Annotated in this window: 17 protein-coding genes; 8 read left to right on the top strand and 9 right to left on the bottom strand. The window is 62.2% G+C overall.

All coding sequences use genetic code 11. The features are described 5' to 3' along the window. The first annotated feature begins 12 nt into the window (after positions 1-12). The 3 genes from ACIQUB_RS01955 to ACIQUB_RS01945 all read left to right on the top strand — a co-directional run bounded on the left by ACIQUB_RS01955 (position 13) and on the right by ACIQUB_RS01945 (position 2,060). Positions 13-732: a transporter substrate-binding domain-containing protein gene (locus ACIQUB_RS01955; protein WP_113237341.1), complete on the top strand. Its 720-nt coding sequence runs from the start codon at positions 13-15 to the stop codon at positions 730-732. 123 nt (positions 733-855) lie between these two features. Further along, positions 856-1,602 carry an aminoacyl-tRNA hydrolase gene (gene pth / locus ACIQUB_RS01950; RefSeq protein WP_402928499.1) on the top strand — a complete coding sequence of 249 codons (747 nt, stop codon included), beginning with the start codon at positions 856-858 and terminating at the stop codon, positions 1,600-1,602. Between the two features lie 2 nt (positions 1,603-1,604). Next, positions 1,605-2,060: a GNAT family N-acetyltransferase gene (locus tag ACIQUB_RS01945; protein ID WP_113237332.1), complete on the top strand. Its 456-nt coding sequence runs from the start codon at positions 1,605-1,607 to the stop codon at positions 2,058-2,060. Between the two features lie 2 nt (positions 2,061-2,062). Here ACIQUB_RS01945 and clpS read toward each other — a convergent pair whose 3' ends face one another. After that, on the bottom strand, positions 2,063-2,374 hold the full coding sequence (gene clpS / locus ACIQUB_RS01940) for an ATP-dependent Clp protease adapter ClpS (protein ID WP_018897383.1): 312 nt from the start codon (positions 2,372-2,374) through the stop codon (positions 2,063-2,065). A 192-nt stretch (positions 2,375-2,566) separates the two neighbouring features. On the opposite strand from clpS, the gene ychF reads away from it, so the two are divergent. Further along, positions 2,567-3,670, top strand: coding sequence for a redox-regulated ATPase YchF (gene ychF / locus ACIQUB_RS01935; protein WP_037184348.1), 1,104 nt, complete (start codon positions 2,567-2,569; stop codon positions 3,668-3,670). Positions 3,671-3,692: 22 nt separating this feature from the next. Here the strand turns inward: ychF and ACIQUB_RS01930 are convergent, their stop codons facing one another. Then, on the bottom strand, positions 3,693-4,784 hold the full coding sequence (locus ACIQUB_RS01930; RefSeq protein WP_402928494.1) for a hypothetical protein: 1,092 nt from the start codon (positions 4,782-4,784) through the stop codon (positions 3,693-3,695). A gap of 80 nt (positions 4,785-4,864) precedes the next feature. Here ACIQUB_RS01930 and ACIQUB_RS01925 point away from each other — a divergent pair, with 80 nt between their 5' ends. Together ACIQUB_RS01925 and ACIQUB_RS01920 are read left to right on the top strand one after the other, a co-directional pair. Then, positions 4,865-5,347: a MaoC family dehydratase gene (locus tag ACIQUB_RS01925; protein ID WP_113237330.1), complete on the top strand. Its 483-nt coding sequence runs from the start codon at positions 4,865-4,867 to the stop codon at positions 5,345-5,347. Beyond that, positions 5,344-5,808: a MaoC/PaaZ C-terminal domain-containing protein gene (locus tag ACIQUB_RS01920; RefSeq protein WP_113237329.1), complete on the top strand. Its 465-nt coding sequence runs from the start codon at positions 5,344-5,346 to the stop codon at positions 5,806-5,808. Before ACIQUB_RS01925 ends, ACIQUB_RS01920 begins: the two co-directional genes overlap by 4 nt. Before the next feature lie 9 nt (positions 5,809-5,817). On the opposite strand, the gene ACIQUB_RS01915 is transcribed toward ACIQUB_RS01920, so the two are convergent. The 6 genes from ACIQUB_RS01915 to petA form a co-directional block, all read right to left on the bottom strand. Next, positions 5,818-6,360 (bottom strand): adenine phosphoribosyltransferase, encoded by a 543-nt coding sequence (locus tag ACIQUB_RS01915; protein ID WP_111562871.1) that lies wholly within the window; start codon positions 6,358-6,360, stop codon positions 5,818-5,820. Between the two features lie 140 nt (positions 6,361-6,500). Then, entirely contained in the window at positions 6,501-6,821 is a 321-nt protein-coding gene (locus ACIQUB_RS01910) for a DUF2325 domain-containing protein (protein WP_162737466.1), read from the bottom strand. Next, on the bottom strand, positions 6,752-7,795 hold the full coding sequence (locus tag ACIQUB_RS01905) for a hypothetical protein (protein WP_162737465.1): 1,044 nt from the start codon (positions 7,793-7,795) through the stop codon (positions 6,752-6,754). The genes ACIQUB_RS01910 and ACIQUB_RS01905 overlap by 70 nt, the downstream gene beginning before the upstream one ends. A gap of 169 nt (positions 7,796-7,964) precedes the next feature. Next, entirely contained in the window at positions 7,965-8,831 is an 867-nt protein-coding gene (locus ACIQUB_RS01900) for a cytochrome c1 (RefSeq protein ID WP_113237326.1), read from the bottom strand. A 26-nt stretch (positions 8,832-8,857) separates the two neighbouring features. Beyond that, the gene (locus tag ACIQUB_RS01895; protein WP_113237325.1) at positions 8,858-10,135 is read right to left on the bottom strand and encodes a cytochrome b N-terminal domain-containing protein; all 1,278 of its coding nucleotides are present in this window, start codon (positions 10,133-10,135) and stop codon (positions 8,858-8,860) included. A 13-nt stretch (positions 10,136-10,148) separates the two neighbouring features. After that, positions 10,149-10,727, bottom strand: a complete 579-nt coding sequence (gene petA / locus ACIQUB_RS01890; RefSeq protein WP_026282791.1) for a ubiquinol-cytochrome c reductase iron-sulfur subunit — start codon at positions 10,725-10,727, stop codon at positions 10,149-10,151. Positions 10,728-11,014: 287 nt separating this feature from the next. Here petA and ACIQUB_RS01885 point away from each other — a divergent pair, with 287 nt between their 5' ends. Beyond that, positions 11,015-11,947, top strand: a complete 933-nt coding sequence (locus tag ACIQUB_RS01885) for an endonuclease/exonuclease/phosphatase family protein (RefSeq protein WP_113237324.1) — start codon at positions 11,015-11,017, stop codon at positions 11,945-11,947. An 18-nt stretch (positions 11,948-11,965) separates the two neighbouring features. Here ACIQUB_RS01885 and ACIQUB_RS01880 read toward each other — a convergent pair whose 3' ends face one another. Next, positions 11,966-13,834: an ABC transporter ATP-binding protein gene (locus ACIQUB_RS01880; protein WP_113237323.1), complete on the bottom strand. Its 1,869-nt coding sequence runs from the start codon at positions 13,832-13,834 to the stop codon at positions 11,966-11,968. A gap of 162 nt (positions 13,835-13,996) precedes the next feature. Between ACIQUB_RS01880 and ACIQUB_RS01875 the strand changes: the two genes are divergently transcribed. After that, complete coding sequence (locus ACIQUB_RS01875; protein WP_402928486.1) at positions 13,997-14,239, top strand: hypothetical protein; 243 nt, start codon at positions 13,997-13,999, stop codon at positions 14,237-14,239. The last annotated feature ends 63 nt before the right edge of the window (positions 14,240-14,302 follow it).

Below are 14,302 nucleotides of genomic sequence, written 5' to 3'. Positions count from 1 at the left end.
GAAGCCGAGATGATCAAACCACTGCTGCTTCTCGCTCTCCTGAGCCTGCCCCTCACCGGCCCGGCACGCGCCGCCACCGTCAATTTCCTGACCGAGGAATATCCGCCCTTCAGCTATCACGAAAGCGAGACGCTCAAAGGCGCGTCGGTCGAGCAGGTGCAGATCCTGATGCAGAAGGCGGGCATCGATATGCATATCGAGCTCATGCCCTGGACCCGCGCCTATGCGGCGACGCAGGCGACACCAATGACCTGCCTCTTCACCACGGCCCATAGCCCCGAGCGTGACAAGCTGTTCAAATGGGTCGAGCCGCTGCTGGTGGACGCCAACATTCTCGTGGCCACCGCCTCCTCAGGCATTCGCGAAACCGATCTGGACGACACCCGCCGTTATGTCATCGGCACACATCGCGGCGACTACACCGAGCAACTGTTGAAGGAAAAGGGCTATCCCAAGGTCGATATCGCCAGCGACTTCCCCTCGACGCTGCGCAAACTCCTCAATGGCCGCATCGACCTCATGCCCATCTCGGAGATCTACTTCGAAAAGCTCAAGGTCGACCAACCCCTCGTGCGTGTCGCCACGCTCTCCTCCCAATCGCTGGGCATCGCCTGCGAAAAGAGCTTCCCCGAGGATCTCAGGGCCAAGATGCAGCTGGCGCTCGACGCATTGATCGCCGATGGCACACAGCGCACGATCTTCAACAAATACGGCCTGCACCCGCGTCAGTAACTAAGCTTCCCCGGTCTCGCCTCATCGATTCTGGCCACCACAAACACGCTTGCGCTTGACTTCGGCGCCGTTTCGCGGTGGTGAACGTGCTTGGAATTTGAAACGCCCAGGAATGAAAGCGCCATGCTTGTTATCGCCGGCCTCGGCAATCCCGGCAGACAATATGCCGGCAACCGCCACAACATCGGCTTCATGGCCGTGGACGCCATCCACCGCCGCCACTCGTTTTCGCCCTGGTCGAAGAAGTTCAAGGCCGAGATCTCCGAAGGCGAGATCGCGGGCGAGAAGGTCCTGCTGATCAAGCCGCAGACCTACATGAACCTGTCCGGCGAATCCGTCGGCGAGGCCATGCGCTTCTACAAGCTGCAGCCATCCGACATCGTCGCCATCTACGACGAGCTCGACCTCGCGCCCGCCAAGGCCCGCATCAAGGTCGGCGGCGGCCATGGCGGCCATAACGGCGTGAAATCGCTCGATGCGCATTGCGGCAGGGATTACCGGCGCCTGCGCCTCGGCATCGGCCATCCCGGCAACAAGGACCTGGTGCACAACTACGTGCTCGGCGATTTCGCCAAGGTTGACCAGCAGTGGCTGGAACCCATGCTCGACGCGCTCGCCGACAATCTCGAGATGCTGGTCAAGCGCGAGGATTCGCAGCTGATGAACAAGCTGGCGCTCGCCGTCGGCGGCAAGGAAGACGAGGACAAGCCGAAGCCCGCTAAGCCTGCCAATGCCAACACAGCGGCTCAGAAGCCCGCCGGCAAATCGCACATCCATCAGGCCCGCAACAGCGCCCAGCCGAAAAAGCTTCCGACGACGGGACCGATGGCCGAGATGCTGAAGAAGATGTTCGGCAACAAGGAAGACTGACCATGTCCCCCTCGCCTCTTGCCATCCGCACGGCCGAAGCGGGAGACCTGACAGCGCTTCTCGCGCTCTACAAGGACATGAACCCCGGCGACCGCGCCATCGACCCGGCGCTCGCGCAAGAGCGCTTTACGTCCATGCTGGCCTATCCCGGCATGCGCGTCATGGTGGGCGTGGCCGACGATGCGCTGGCGGCTTCCGTGACGCTGATCATCATGCCCAACCTCACCCGCGGCGGCGCGCCATACGCGCTGATCGAAAACGTCGCCACCTCAACGCCGCATCGCCGGCGCGGCTACGCAAGCGCCCTGATCGCGCATGCGATCAAGCTCGCCTGGCAGGAGGGCTGCTACAAGGTGATGCTGCTCACCGGACGCACCGATCCCGGCATCCATCGCTTCTACGAAAGCTGCGGCTTCGTGCAGAACAAGACAGGCTTCCAGATCAGAAGAAGCGTCTGAACCTATTCCTCGGGCTCTGTCGTAAACATCAGCGGGAACCCCGCCTCCTTGCCGAAATCCATGGCCTCCTTGGCCTTTGTCTCGGCGATATCCTTGGCGCAGACGACCACCACAGCGGTGCCGAGCTTGTGCGCGGTCATCATCACCCGGTATCCGGCTTCTTCGCTCATCCGGAAGACGATCTTCAACACCGCCGTCACGAATTCGCGCGGCGTGAAATCGTCGTTGACGAGAATGACCTTGTAGAGCTTCGGCCGATCGAGCTTCGGCTTGGACTTCACTTTCGGTTTCAGGGCGACATCGTTGTCACTCATCGGGCAGTCCATCCGTTGATGACAGGAAAGAGGGCGAGGCTATGCTCGGCCCACACAATATATTGCACTGCAAGCACCGCTTTCAAGCCAAAGCCGCTTTGATCACGCAAGATGTGCTCGAAAAGCTTGACCCGGAGGCGGCTTTTACCCCATACGCACGGCCAAGGAATTCAAGAACAGCAGGTTTCAGCCATGGGCTTCAAATGCGGTATCGTCGGTCTGCCGAATGTCGGCAAGTCGACCCTCTTCAACGCGCTCACCAAGACGGCGGCAGCGCAGGCGGCGAACTATCCCTTCTGCACGATCGAGCCGAACACCGGCGAAGTCGCCGTTCCCGATCCGCGCATGCAGAAGCTGGCGGGTATTGCCGGCTCCAAGGAAATCATCCCGACGCGCATCTCCTTCGTCGACATCGCCGGCCTCGTGCGCGGCGCGTCCAAGGGTGAAGGCCTCGGCAACAAGTTCCTCGCCAACATCCGCGAAGTCGACGCCGTGGTCCACGTGCTGCGCTGCTTCGAGGATGACGACATCACCCACGTCGAGGGTCGCATCAATCCTGTTGGCGACGCCGACACGATCGAGACCGAGCTGATGCTCGCCGACCTCGAAAGCCTGGAGCGCCGCGTCGAGCAGACCCGCAAGCGCGCCGCATCGAAGGACAAGGAATCGCTGGCCCAGCTTCCGGTCATGGAAGCTGTCATCAAGCTCCTCAACGAAGGCAAGCCCGCCCGTCTTCTCCTGAAGACGCTGGCGCCTGAGGAAATCGAGATCCTGAAGGGCCTCAACCTCCTCACCTCGCACCCGGTTCTCTACGTCTGCAACGTCGCCGAAGGCGATGCCGTCGACGGCAACGAGCACACCAAGGCCGTGGCGGAAATGGCCGAGAAGCAGGGCGCGGAATGCGTCATCATCTCGGCTGCGATCGAAGCCGAAGTGGCGCAGCTGCCGGAAGAAGAAGCCACCGAGTTCCTCTCGGCACTCGGCCTCACGGAAGCCGGTCTCGACCGTCTGATCCGCGCCGGCTACCACCTGCTCGACCTGATCACCTATTTCACCGTCGGCCCCAAGGAAACCCGCGCCTGGACCATCCGCCGCGGCACCAAGGCCCCGCAGGCGGCCGGCGTCATCCACACCGATTTCGAACGCGGCTTCATCCGCGCCTTCACCATCGGCTACGACGACTACATCAACTTCAAGGGTGAAGTCGGCGCCAAGGAAGCCGGCAAGGGCCGCGACGAAGGCAAGGAATACGTCGTCCAGGACGGCGACGTCATCCACTTCCGCTTCAACACCTGATTTCGAACATTAGGACTGCCGCCTAAGCGGGCGGCAGTCTCTTCTGCATGCCATCAGGCAGACGGCGCACGACGGCGCGCCGAAGCGGCATCCAGCCGGTGCCGATGACAAGAACGATCACGCCCACCGCCAGCAGCGTGACGAAGATGTAGGTATCCACCTGCGCATTGCCCTGGCGGAAGATCCCGTAGAGCGCGGCCCCCAGCGATACCAGTCCCGACGTCACGAAGGCGCGTCGGTCGATGATCAGCCCCACCAGCATCAGCGCCATGACTGTGATCACCACGACAGGTGTGCGCATCGACACCGTGTCGAGCCCGCTGAGCGCCCCCGGCCCGCCGCCGGAGAGCCATAGGATGCTGTAAAGCAGCGCGGGTGCTGCGCCGAGATGCAGCCAGAAGGCAATGTCGGAATTGACGGTCCGGCGCAGCGGATCCTTGAGATCGAAGCGCATGGCGAGCGCAAACAGTCCAACTGCGCAGGCCACCGCCAGCATCGACAGCACGCCGCCATGCGTGACCGCATAGAGCGGATCGCCACTCAGCCAGCCGAGCAGGCGCAGCACGAGCTGCAGCGCGACAACGACCGCCCCCATGATCGCCAGCGCGAAGGCGAGCGGTATCCGATAAAGCAGATAAAAGAGGCCGAGGACGACGGGAAAGGCCAGCGTGTATTGCAGCCCCTCATTATTGTCGCCGATCCCGATGATCTGCGGCGAACCCTGCAGCAGCATCGCCGACACGGCGCCTGTCCAGAGCGCCAGCGCAATCGTCAGCGCCACGGCAGGCAGCGCCAGCCGCTGGCGACGCACCAGGATTTCGGCAAGTACGATGATGGCGGGAAACACCGCGTAGATGGAACCGATGCCCCAGAGCCCGGAAAGCGCCACGACGATACCGATGGTGATCAGCACGTCATGGAACCCGCGTACGAAGCTCGGCGTCTCCGTGTCGGAAAACGCGGCACTACCCGCTGCTTCGTCCCGCACAGCCGATACGGCGGCATCCGCCCTGACACCTCGCGCCACGAGAAACGACAACAGCCGCTCGGAAGCCTGCGATGGAATGATCCCTTCTCGTTCAGCCTCGTCAAGGATCGACTTCAGTTCGGACATGCGGAATTCTCGCTGGAATCGTTGAGTGACGCCGCATGCTATTGTAATCGTGTTGAAACGCCTATGACGTGGAGACGAATTTGTCCGATCAGACACTCGCCTACGAGGACTTTCATCCCGGCCGCCGCTTCGCGCTCGGACCTGTTACGGTCTCGGCAGAGGAAATCATCGAATTCGCCAGTGAGTTCGACCCCCAGCCGATGCACACAGACGAAGCAGCCGGACGAGCCAGCATTCTCGGCGGGCTCGCCGCCTCGGGCTGGCACACGTCGGCAATGCTGATGCGGATGATGATCGACAGCTATCTATTGAATTCGCTCTCCGAGGGCGCCCCCGGCATCGACATCATGGAATGGCGCCGGCCCGTCATCGCTGGCGACACGCTCTCCGGCCACTCGACCGTGCTTGAGGCGCGCGCCTTGCGGTCCCGCCCGGGCATCGGCATCGTCAAGTTCCGCCACGAGCTCGAAAACCAGCATGGCGAAACGGTCTGCGTGTCGGAGAACCCGATCATGTTCCGCATGGCCACCGCGACCGAAGCGCAAACGGGAGCAAGCGCATGAGGATGCTCGATCGCTACACGCTCGGCGAAAAGACCGAGACGGGAAGCTACGCCTTCACCGAGGAAAACATCATCCGCTTCGCCACGCGCTACGATCCGCAGCGCTTCCATGTGGACAGGCAAGCCGCGCGCGAAAGCCTGTTCGGCGACCTCTGCGCCTCCGGCTGGCACACATGCGCGGGCTGGATGACGACATTCGTCGCCTACTGGATCGCCGAGAGCAAGAAAATCGCCCGTGAGGGCCACACGCCGCCCAAGCTCGGGCCGGCCGCAGGCTTCAAGAACCTGCAGTGGATCCGCCCGGTGTTCGCCGACGAAACCGTCGATTACGCCGTCACCCTGCTGTCGAGCCGCCCGATGGCCTCACGCCCGGGCCGCATCCTCAACACCATCCTCTGCGAAGGCTATGTCGCGGGCGACCCGGTCGTCAGGTTCGAAAGCAGCGTGCTCGAATTCGAGTAACAGCCGGCCTCAGTGGCCCGAAAATTCGACCAGCGTGCGGACGTCGACGCCGAGCGCTTCCAGCTTCGCGCGCCCACCGAGATCCGGCAGGTCGATGACGAAGCAGGCCGAAACCACCTCGGCGCCCATCTGGCGCAGCAACTGGGTCGCGCCGACAGCCGTGCCGCCCGTCGCGATCAGGTCGTCCACGAGGATCACCTTCTCGCCCGGCTTCACCGCGTCGATGTGCATTTCCATCTCGTCGATACCATATTCCAGACTGTAGGCGATGCGCACGGTCTCATGCGGCAGCTTGCCTTTCTTGCGGATCGGCACGAAGCCAGCCGAAAGCTGGTGCGCCACGGCGCCGCCGAGAATGAACCCTCTTGCTTCCATACCAGCGATCTTGTCGATCTTCGTGCCCGCATAGGGCTGCACCAACGCATCGACGGCGCGGCGGAAGGCCCGGGGATCGCCAAGCAGCGTGGTGATGTCACGAAAGATGATGCCAGGCTTGGGATAGTCCCGGATCGAGCGAATGCTGGCGGCAAGCTCGGAAGCGATAGTGTCCATTGAAAATTCCGTATTATCGAGAGGCATGTTGGAAGCCCGGCGCACACTATCAATTGCCCGCCGCGCTTCCAACAAAAAACAGCCTCCTCTAGCCGCGCCGGCATGCGGCACGAGCACTCAAGTTCGATAATCGGCGTCGCCTATTCGCCAGCGCGCAGCGTTCGCCCCTGGCCAGCATTCGCGGCATCGCGGATCGCCGCCAGGAAGCTCGTCAGCCCCGCCGAGCGCAAGGGCATGTAAGCCTTGCCGCTCTCCCGGCAGAACCGCTTGATGATGCCAGCCGCCGTATGGCTAATGTGATCGACCGGGAAGACGACGGTCGTTGCCTGCGCAAGTGCTGCCGGCAGAAGCGTCGTGCTGTCCTCAAGGCCGCCATCGTGCAGCAGCAGTGTCACGCCGTGATCGGACGCAAGCGACCGCAGTCTGTCATAGAGGCTTCGGCGACCGCCAACATAGAGCACGGCCCCTCGCCGGCCGGCGCCCCGGATGGCGTCGTACCGGACGCAAGCGTCGTGGCATCATCGCCAGCGCTCGGCCCGTTGCCAAGAAGCAGCGCCTCGATCTGGTCGTTCTCCAACCGCAGCCGCGACAGTTCGGCCTCCGCCCGCTCCGCGCGTTGCTGCTCTCGCTGTGTTTCCTGTCGAGCCGTGGCCAGCCGTTCGGCCAACAGGTCCGCGTGAGCGGCATTGGCCGAAGAGACCCCGCCCCGCGCTTCTTCCGCTCGTGCCTCGCCAGCAGACCCGACCGTGTCACTGGCCGCCTGCGCCCGCCGAAGTGCCTCCCGCAATTGCTCGATCTCGCGCAACATCTCGACGCGTTCGGCCGCAGCCTCCGCAAGGCGGCGCTCCTGCTTGGCGATCTTGTCGTCCTTTTCCTCGGCCTGGCGCTGCAGCTCCGTCAGCCGGGCGATATCCAGCCGGCTGGCGCTGCCGACCAGATGCGACAGCATGTGCACCTCGCCGAAAACGTCCCGCACCAGCTTTTCGTTCGCCGCCGGGTGGGTCATCACAGTCCAGTAGGCTCCCGAGATATCGCCGCAGTCAAACGCCTCCCGCCAGAATCGCTGGAGTTCCTCGGGACTGTCGATCGACGCCGCCCGCCGGATCATGCTCTCGTGGCGACGATCGAGCGCCTTGTTGAGAAGCTTGCCCGGTAGGCCTTTCTGCCCGGCCAACCAGACACCGCGCGAATGCAGCGCATGATCGCCTGCGCTGCGCGCATCACTCTCCCCCACCTTGATCAGCACCTGGCGAAGCTCGCCGGCCGTCAGGCAGGTTCCGATGATCGAGCAATGAAAATGCGGACTGATCTCCCAGGTCTTCGCCCGCCCGGTGCGTTTCGCAGTCGCACCCACCGATGACGCAGGCCGTTGCAAGGTCGCCGACAGCTTGGCGAGCGGAGCATGGGTGGCGTGAAGTCCCGACAATAACGTCATTGCTGAACCTATCGATATATCTCAACGAATACATCGATAGGCCTGAAAAAGCGCGCATGCAAGCCGCGTCATAAAAAACGGACCCAGCGGAGAGGAACTGAAATGAAAGGGGAAGGAAAGAAGAAGAGCAGGCAGGAAAACGCTTCCCTGCCTGCGAAAGCCCTGGGGCTTAGTGGTCCTTGCGGGCGTAGACCGACCGCTTGGTGAGGTAGATGAGCACGGTGAAGATCAACAGGAAGATCATCACCATGAAGCCGGTGTGCTTGCGCTCGACCAGATGCGGCTCGGCGGCCCACATCAGGAACGAGGCAACGTCCTTGGCGTACTGGTCGACCGTACCTGATGTGCCGTCGTCATAGGTCACCTGGCCATCCGACAGCGGCGGCGGCATGGCGAGCACGGAGGCGGCGTGGAAGTACGGGTTGTAGTGCTGGCCCTGCGACACGGTCGTGCCTGCCGGTGGGTTCTCGTAGCCGGTCAGCAGCGAGTAGATGTAATCCGGCCCGCCTTCCTGGTACTGCGTGAAGATATCGAAGATGAAGCGCGGGAAGCCGCGCTCGACTTCGCGGGCTTTCGCGATCAGCGAGAAGTCCGGCGGCGCCGCACCGTTGTTGGAGGCCGCGGCCGCTTCGGCGTTGGCAAATGGCGACGGGAAGTAGTCCGACGGCACGGCCTTGCGGCTGTACATGTCGCCGGCGGCGTTCGGGCCGTCCTGCACTTCGTAGTTGGCGGCGAACGCCTTGACCTGCGCTTCCGAGTAGCCGAGATCGCCCAGCATGCGGAACGGCACCAGCTTCATCGAGTGGCAGGCGGCGCAGACTTCGGTGTAGACCTTCAGGCCGCGCTGCAGCTGGCCCTTGTCGTAGTGGCCGAAGGGACCGGCGAAGGTCCAGTCGACCTCCCTTGGCTCCTTCAGCGGGTAGTGCGGGGTCGCCGCCTCGTGATGTTCGGCGGGCTTTGCCTCCTGCGCGACAGCCGCGCTCCCGAGACAGCCGACGACTGCGAGTGACAGGATGCTTGCAACAAGCTTTTTCATGGTGTGTGTTCCCTCTCGCCGCCCGCTCATGCCTTGGCCGCTTCGGCAGCGACCGACTTGTTGCGCTTCTCCAGCACCGCCTCGGTGATCGAGTTCGGCACCCGGCGTGGCGTCTCGACAAGACCCAGGACCGGCATGACGATCAGGAAGAAGGCGAAGTAGAGCAGCGTGCAAATCTGCGAGATCGTGGTGTAGAGGCCTTCCGCTGGCTGCGAACCGAGCCAGCCGAGGATGATCGCGTTGATCACGAACAGCCAGTAAGCCATCTTGTACCACGGGCGATAGACCGCGGAGCGAACCTTCGAAGTATCGAGCCATGGCAGGAAGAACAGCACGATGATGGCGCCGAACATGACGAGAACGCCAGCCAGCTTGGAATCGATCGGTCCGATGTTGAAGGTGATCGAGCGCAGCATCGCGTAGAACGGCAGGAAGTACCATTCCGGAACGATATGCGCCGGCGTCTTCAACGGGTCGGCCGGGATGTAGTTGTCGGCATGGCCGAGGAAGTTCGGCAGGTAGAAGACGAAGTAGGCGTAAACCAGCAGGAACACCGAAACGCCGAGCGCATCCTTGAGCGTCGCGTAAGGCGTGAACCGCACCGTGTCCGTCTTGGTCTTGACCTCGACGCCGGTCGGGTTGGTCTGGCCCGTGACGTGCAGCGCCCAGATGTGCAGGATGACGACGCCGGCAATGACGAAGGGCAGCAGGTAGTGCAGCGAGAAGAAGCGGTTCAGCGTCGGATTGTCGACCGCGAAGCCGCCGAGCAGGAACTGCTGCACCCATTCGCCGACCAGCGGGAATGCCGAGAAGAAGCCGGTGATAACGGTCGCACCCCAGAAGGACATCTGACCCCAGGGCAGAACGTAGCCCATGAAGCCGGTCGCCATCATCAGGAGATAGATGAGAACGCCGAGGATCCAGAGGATTTCGCGCGGCGCCTTGTAGGAGCCGTAATAGAGGCCGCGGGCGATATGCAGATAGACCGCGACGAAGAAGAATGACGCGCCGTTGGCGTGCATGTAGCGCAGCAGCCAACCGTGGTTGACGTCGCGCATGATCTTTTCGACGGAATTGAAGGCAACGGATGTTTCCGCCGCATAATGCATGGCGAGCACGATACCGGTCAGCATCTGCACGATCAGCATCACCGACAGCATGGCGCCGAAGGTGTAGGCGTAGTTCAGGTTGCGCGGAACCGGATAGGCGACGAAGCTGTCATAGACGAGACGAGGCAGCGGCAGGCGTGCATCGATCCACTTCTCAAGGCCGGTTGATGGCTCGTAGCTGGAATGGCCACTCATAAATCAGTCCCCCTCAACCGATTTTGATAACTTTGTCGGAAACGAACGAATAGGTCGGAATCGCGAGATTCTGCGGTGCCGGGCCTTTCCGTATGCGGCCGGCCGTATCGTAGACCGAGCCATGACAGGGACAGAACCACCCGTTGTATTCGCCGGCCTGGCCGAGCGGAACGCAGCCAAGATGGGTGCAGGACCCGATCATGACGATCCAGTTTTCCTTGTCCTTGCCGGCAGAACGGTCGACACCCGTCGCCTGCGCATCGGCGGCGAGGTTGGCGTTGCGCGCGATCGGATCCTTGAGCTCCGCCATCGGAACGTCATCTGCAGCCTTCACTTCCTCAGGTGTACGGTTGCGGATGAAGATCGGCTTGCCGCGCCACTTGGCGGTCAGCGACATGCCCGGCTCGAGGCTCGACACGTCGACTTCGATGGAAGCGAGGGCCAGCGTCGATGCGTCGGGACGCATCTGGTCGATAAACGGCCATGCGACAGAGACGGCGCCGACGGCGCCTGCCATACCCGTGGTTAAATAAAGGAAATCACGGCGTGTGGGCTCGCTAGAGACCCCGCCTGTCGTTTCGTGTTCGCTCACGGCTTAACATCCTCTGCCCAAATTTCACGGAATTTTCCGTGCCATCCCTCCAAGGCGACGAATCTGTCATACAGATATTCGAACTTAGATTCCCCACCCACTAAGGCGCGTTCTATTATCGATCATCAATTATGTCCAGCCTCGGCAGGGCAAGTGGGCACAATGTCGCGCCCCTTGAGAGTTGATTCTTTAGGACAATCGCGCGGCTGCAACAGTGTTGCGTTGCAACATATCCAGCTGCGTGTTACGTCGCCCAAATATTACTCGCTCACGCCCGGTGCCATCCTATGAGACACACTTTATTCTGCGTGGGCAGTGTTCTCGTCTCGCTGCTGCTTGCCGCCATTTCCTTGCGTTATCTGACGCACACTTGGCTGCTTGCCTTCGTGTACAGCTTTCAGGTCCATTTCGCGCTGGCAGGCCTCGCCGCAAGCCTCGTCCTGATCCTCATCAGGCGCCACTGGTACGCCTATCTGCTGGTCACCGTGTCGGTGCTGCTTGCCGCCCACGGCGTGCTGATGCTGAAGGAATTCGAGGCAGCCCCGCCGGCAACCGCGTCGCGCCCGCTCCTTCGCCTGATGTCTTTCAACATCGAGAACGACAATTTCGCAAACAGCCGCCGTATCGCTGAAGCCGTGATCGGCTCCGGCGCCGATGTCGTCAACATCCTTGAGGCCGTGCCGTTGCTTCAGGAACTTCCCCGGCTCTCGGCGACCTACCCCTATCGCATCGGCTGCGGCGTCGGCACGCCGGGATGCGATACGCTGGTCCTCTCCAAGCGGCCTTTCATGGAGCAGTCCGTCAGAACCCTCGGCGATCTATGGCCCAACCGCCTCGTGCAGGTAACGATCGATGTCGACGGCACATCCGTCCACCTCGCCTCCGTCCACCTTGCGAAGCCCTATTTCGACGGCTTCCAGATCGACGAACTCTGGGATCTCCGTGGGATCATCAAGGAAGTCGATGGTCCACTTATCGTGGCCGGCGATTTCAACTCGGCCATCATCGATCCGCATATCCAGCATTTCGTCCGCACCGCCGGCCTGAACACGGTCTTTCCGGAGCCCGCCACATGGCCGACCCGAGCCGGCAAGTTCGGGATCGCCATCGACCACGTACTCACCCGCCCGCCATTGCGGCTGGTCTCGGTAAAGCAAATTACGGATAACGCCGGCTCCAACCACTACGGGCTGATGGCCGAGATCGCTATCGATCGCTGATAGCGGCCGCCTGAGCGCCTAGACCTCTTCCAGGTCGGCCGCCAGAAAGCCGCCTGATTGCCGCGCCCAGAGTTCCGCATAGAGCCCGCCATCGCGCAGCAGCGCCTCGTGCGTGCCCTCCTGGATAATCCGCCCCTTGTCGACGACGATCAGCCTGTCGAGGGCTGCGATCGTCGACAGCCGGTGGGCGATTGCCAGAACCGTCTTGCCGTCCATGATGCGGTTGAGGTTCGTCTGGATCGCCTCTTCCACCTCCGAATCGAGTGCCGAGGTCGCCTCGTCGAGAACCAGGATCGGCGCGTCCTTGAGCATGACCCGAGCGATCGCGATCCGCTGCCGCTGCCCGCCCGAAAGCTTGACGCCGCGTTCGCCGACATGCGCGTCGAACCCCTTGCGCCCCTGCTGGTCCTCCAGCCGCTGGATGAAGCCCATCGCCTCGGCCCGCCGCGCCGCCTCGATCAATCCGGCCTCACCGGCATCCGGGCGGCCGAAGAGGATGTTGTCGCGCACCGAGCGGTGCAGCAGCGACGTATCCTGGCTGACGACGCCGATCTGCATCCTCAGCGATTCCTGCCTGACGCCGGCGATATCCTGCCCGTCGATCAGGATACGCCCACCTTCAAGATCGTAGAGCCGAAGCAGAAGGTTCACGAGCGTCGACTTGCCGGCACCAGAGCGCCCCACAATGCCGACCTTCTCACCGGGCGCGATCGTCAGCGAGAAATGGTCGATCACGCCGCTGCCCTTGCCATAGTGGAAGGACACGTCGTCGAAACGGATGCCGGGCTCGGCGATGACGAGATCCGGCGCATCGGGCTTGTCAACGAGGCCGAGCGGCTTGGAGATCAGCTCCGCCGAGTTCTGGATCGTGCCGAGATTGCGCATGATTCCGTTGAACTGCGTCATCAGGCGACCAAGCAGGAAGTTCAGCCTGAGCACCAGCGCCAGCGAAAACGCAACCGCGCCCGAGCTGATCAGCCCCTGCAGCCACAGATGCACGCTGAGCCCCGCCATGGTGACGATCATGATGCCCGAAAGCAGCGCCATGGAGGCGCGCACGCCGGTGATGAAGCGGGTGAAGAGCAGCACGGTGGCCTGGAACGTATCGAAGCCCTGCCGCATGTAGCGATCGGTCTCTTCGTCGCGGGCAAAAAGCTTCAGCGTCTGGATATTGCTGTAGGCATCCACCATGCGCCCGTTGAGCATCGAGGCGGATTCGGCCGTATCGCGCGAGTGACGGCGGATGCGCGGCACGAAGTAGCGCGCCAGAACCCCGAAGGCCACCAGCCAGCAGAGCACCACAACAGCCAGCGACAGGTCGAGACGCGCGACGAGCACCAGCGTCGTCGCCGCATAGATGCCGACGAACCAGACGCTCTCCATCAGCGATGTCACCAGATCGCCCGTCGCCTGCCCCGCCGACCATACCTTGGTGACGATCCGCCCGGAGAAATCGCTCTGGAAGAATGACAGCGATTGCCGCGAGACGTGGAGGTAGGATTGCCAGCGGGCGAGATTGTAGAATCCCGGTGTGATCACCTGCTGATCGACCAGCGCGATCACCAGCTGTACGATGAAGCGCACAAGGCCGATGAGGAAGAGCATGCCGAACAGTTCGAAGCCATGTGCGGCAAGCAAGCCGTGCCAGCCGACGTCAGGCTTGATGCTGGCGAGAATATCGACGACGCGCCCGACGAACCAGAACAACGCCGCCTCGATGGCGGCCGACATGCCGCCGAGAACCAGCATGGCGATGAAGGGGAGTTTCGCCTGGCCGATATAGAACCAGATAAAGCCCGTCGTCGATCGCGGCGGCTGAATGTTGTCGCGCGGTTGGAAGGGATCAATCCAGGTTTCAAAGGCACGAAAGAGTCGATTTAGCAGCATATTTGCGATATAGGCTTATCCGCCGGATGGGGAAAGCAATCCGTTCGCCGGACCAACCTTATATTTTGGTAATGATTGGTAACATCGACGGCATCGTCGTTGAATGAGACATGTCCCGCCACAATGTGGGAATAGCATGGGATTTCACGGGAGACGGCCACAATGCAAAAAAGGACACTCGTGTCGAGCATACCGTTGCCTTTGGCGGAAAGACTCGATGCGGTCATAGAGCAGCTCGGCTTAGCGCACGACCAGGTCGTGGCGGAAGCCGTTGCCGCTTGGATCGACAATGAAGAGCAGCGTCGGCTCATGGCGTTGCGTACCCTCGCCTTTGCCAGCAGCATGGCGGTCGAGGGCCACCGCGTCATGGATTGGGCGGACAGCCTGAGCGCCGACAGGCACTGAGCAGATACATCCAAGCGACTGATAGAAAATAAAAAAACGCCCTCCCGATATCCCAGGGAGGGC

The sequence above is a fragment of the Rhizobium sp. NPDC090275 genome (genome assembly GCF_044772225.1).
GTDB lineage: Bacteria > Pseudomonadota > Alphaproteobacteria > Rhizobiales > Rhizobiaceae > Rhizobium.
Note: the sequence above shows the minus strand (reverse complement) of the source record. Positions and strands in the feature narration are given on the sequence as shown.

Excerpts from the sequence above, each read along its gene's own strand:
- ACIQUB_RS01930 (WP_402928494.1), bottom strand. The coding sequence starts at position 4,784 with ATGTCCGAACTGAAGTCGATCCTTGACGAGGCTGAACGAGAAGGGATC.
- clpS (WP_018897383.1), bottom strand. The coding sequence starts at position 2,374 with ATGAGTGACAACGATGTCGCCCTGAAACCGAAAGTGAAGTCCAAGCCG.
- ACIQUB_RS01945 (WP_113237332.1), top strand. The coding sequence starts at position 1,605 with ATGTCCCCCTCGCCTCTTGCCATCCGCACGGCCGAAGCGGGAGACCTG.
- ACIQUB_RS01915 (WP_111562871.1), bottom strand. The coding sequence starts at position 6,360 with ATGGACACTATCGCTTCCGAGCTTGCCGCCAGCATTCGCTCGATCCGG.
- ychF (WP_037184348.1), top strand. The coding sequence starts at position 2,567 with ATGGGCTTCAAATGCGGTATCGTCGGTCTGCCGAATGTCGGCAAGTCG.
- ACIQUB_RS01875 (WP_402928486.1), top strand. The coding sequence starts at position 13,997 with ATGCAAAAAAGGACACTCGTGTCGAGCATACCGTTGCCTTTGGCGGAA.
- ACIQUB_RS01885 (WP_113237324.1), top strand. The coding sequence starts at position 11,015 with ATGAGACACACTTTATTCTGCGTGGGCAGTGTTCTCGTCTCGCTGCTG.
- ACIQUB_RS01920 (WP_113237329.1), top strand. The coding sequence starts at position 5,344 with ATGAGGATGCTCGATCGCTACACGCTCGGCGAAAAGACCGAGACGGGA.
- ACIQUB_RS01895 (WP_113237325.1), bottom strand. The coding sequence starts at position 10,135 with ATGAGTGGCCATTCCAGCTACGAGCCATCAACCGGCCTTGAGAAGTGG.
- ACIQUB_RS01905 (WP_162737465.1), bottom strand. The coding sequence starts at position 7,795 with ATGACGTTATTGTCGGGACTTCACGCCACCCATGCTCCGCTCGCCAAG.
- pth (WP_402928499.1), top strand. The coding sequence starts at position 856 with ATGCTTGTTATCGCCGGCCTCGGCAATCCCGGCAGACAATATGCCGGC.
- ACIQUB_RS01900 (WP_113237326.1), bottom strand. The coding sequence starts at position 8,831 with ATGAAAAAGCTTGTTGCAAGCATCCTGTCACTCGCAGTCGTCGGCTGT.
- ACIQUB_RS01880 (WP_113237323.1), bottom strand. The coding sequence starts at position 13,834 with ATGCTGCTAAATCGACTCTTTCGTGCCTTTGAAACCTGGATTGATCCC.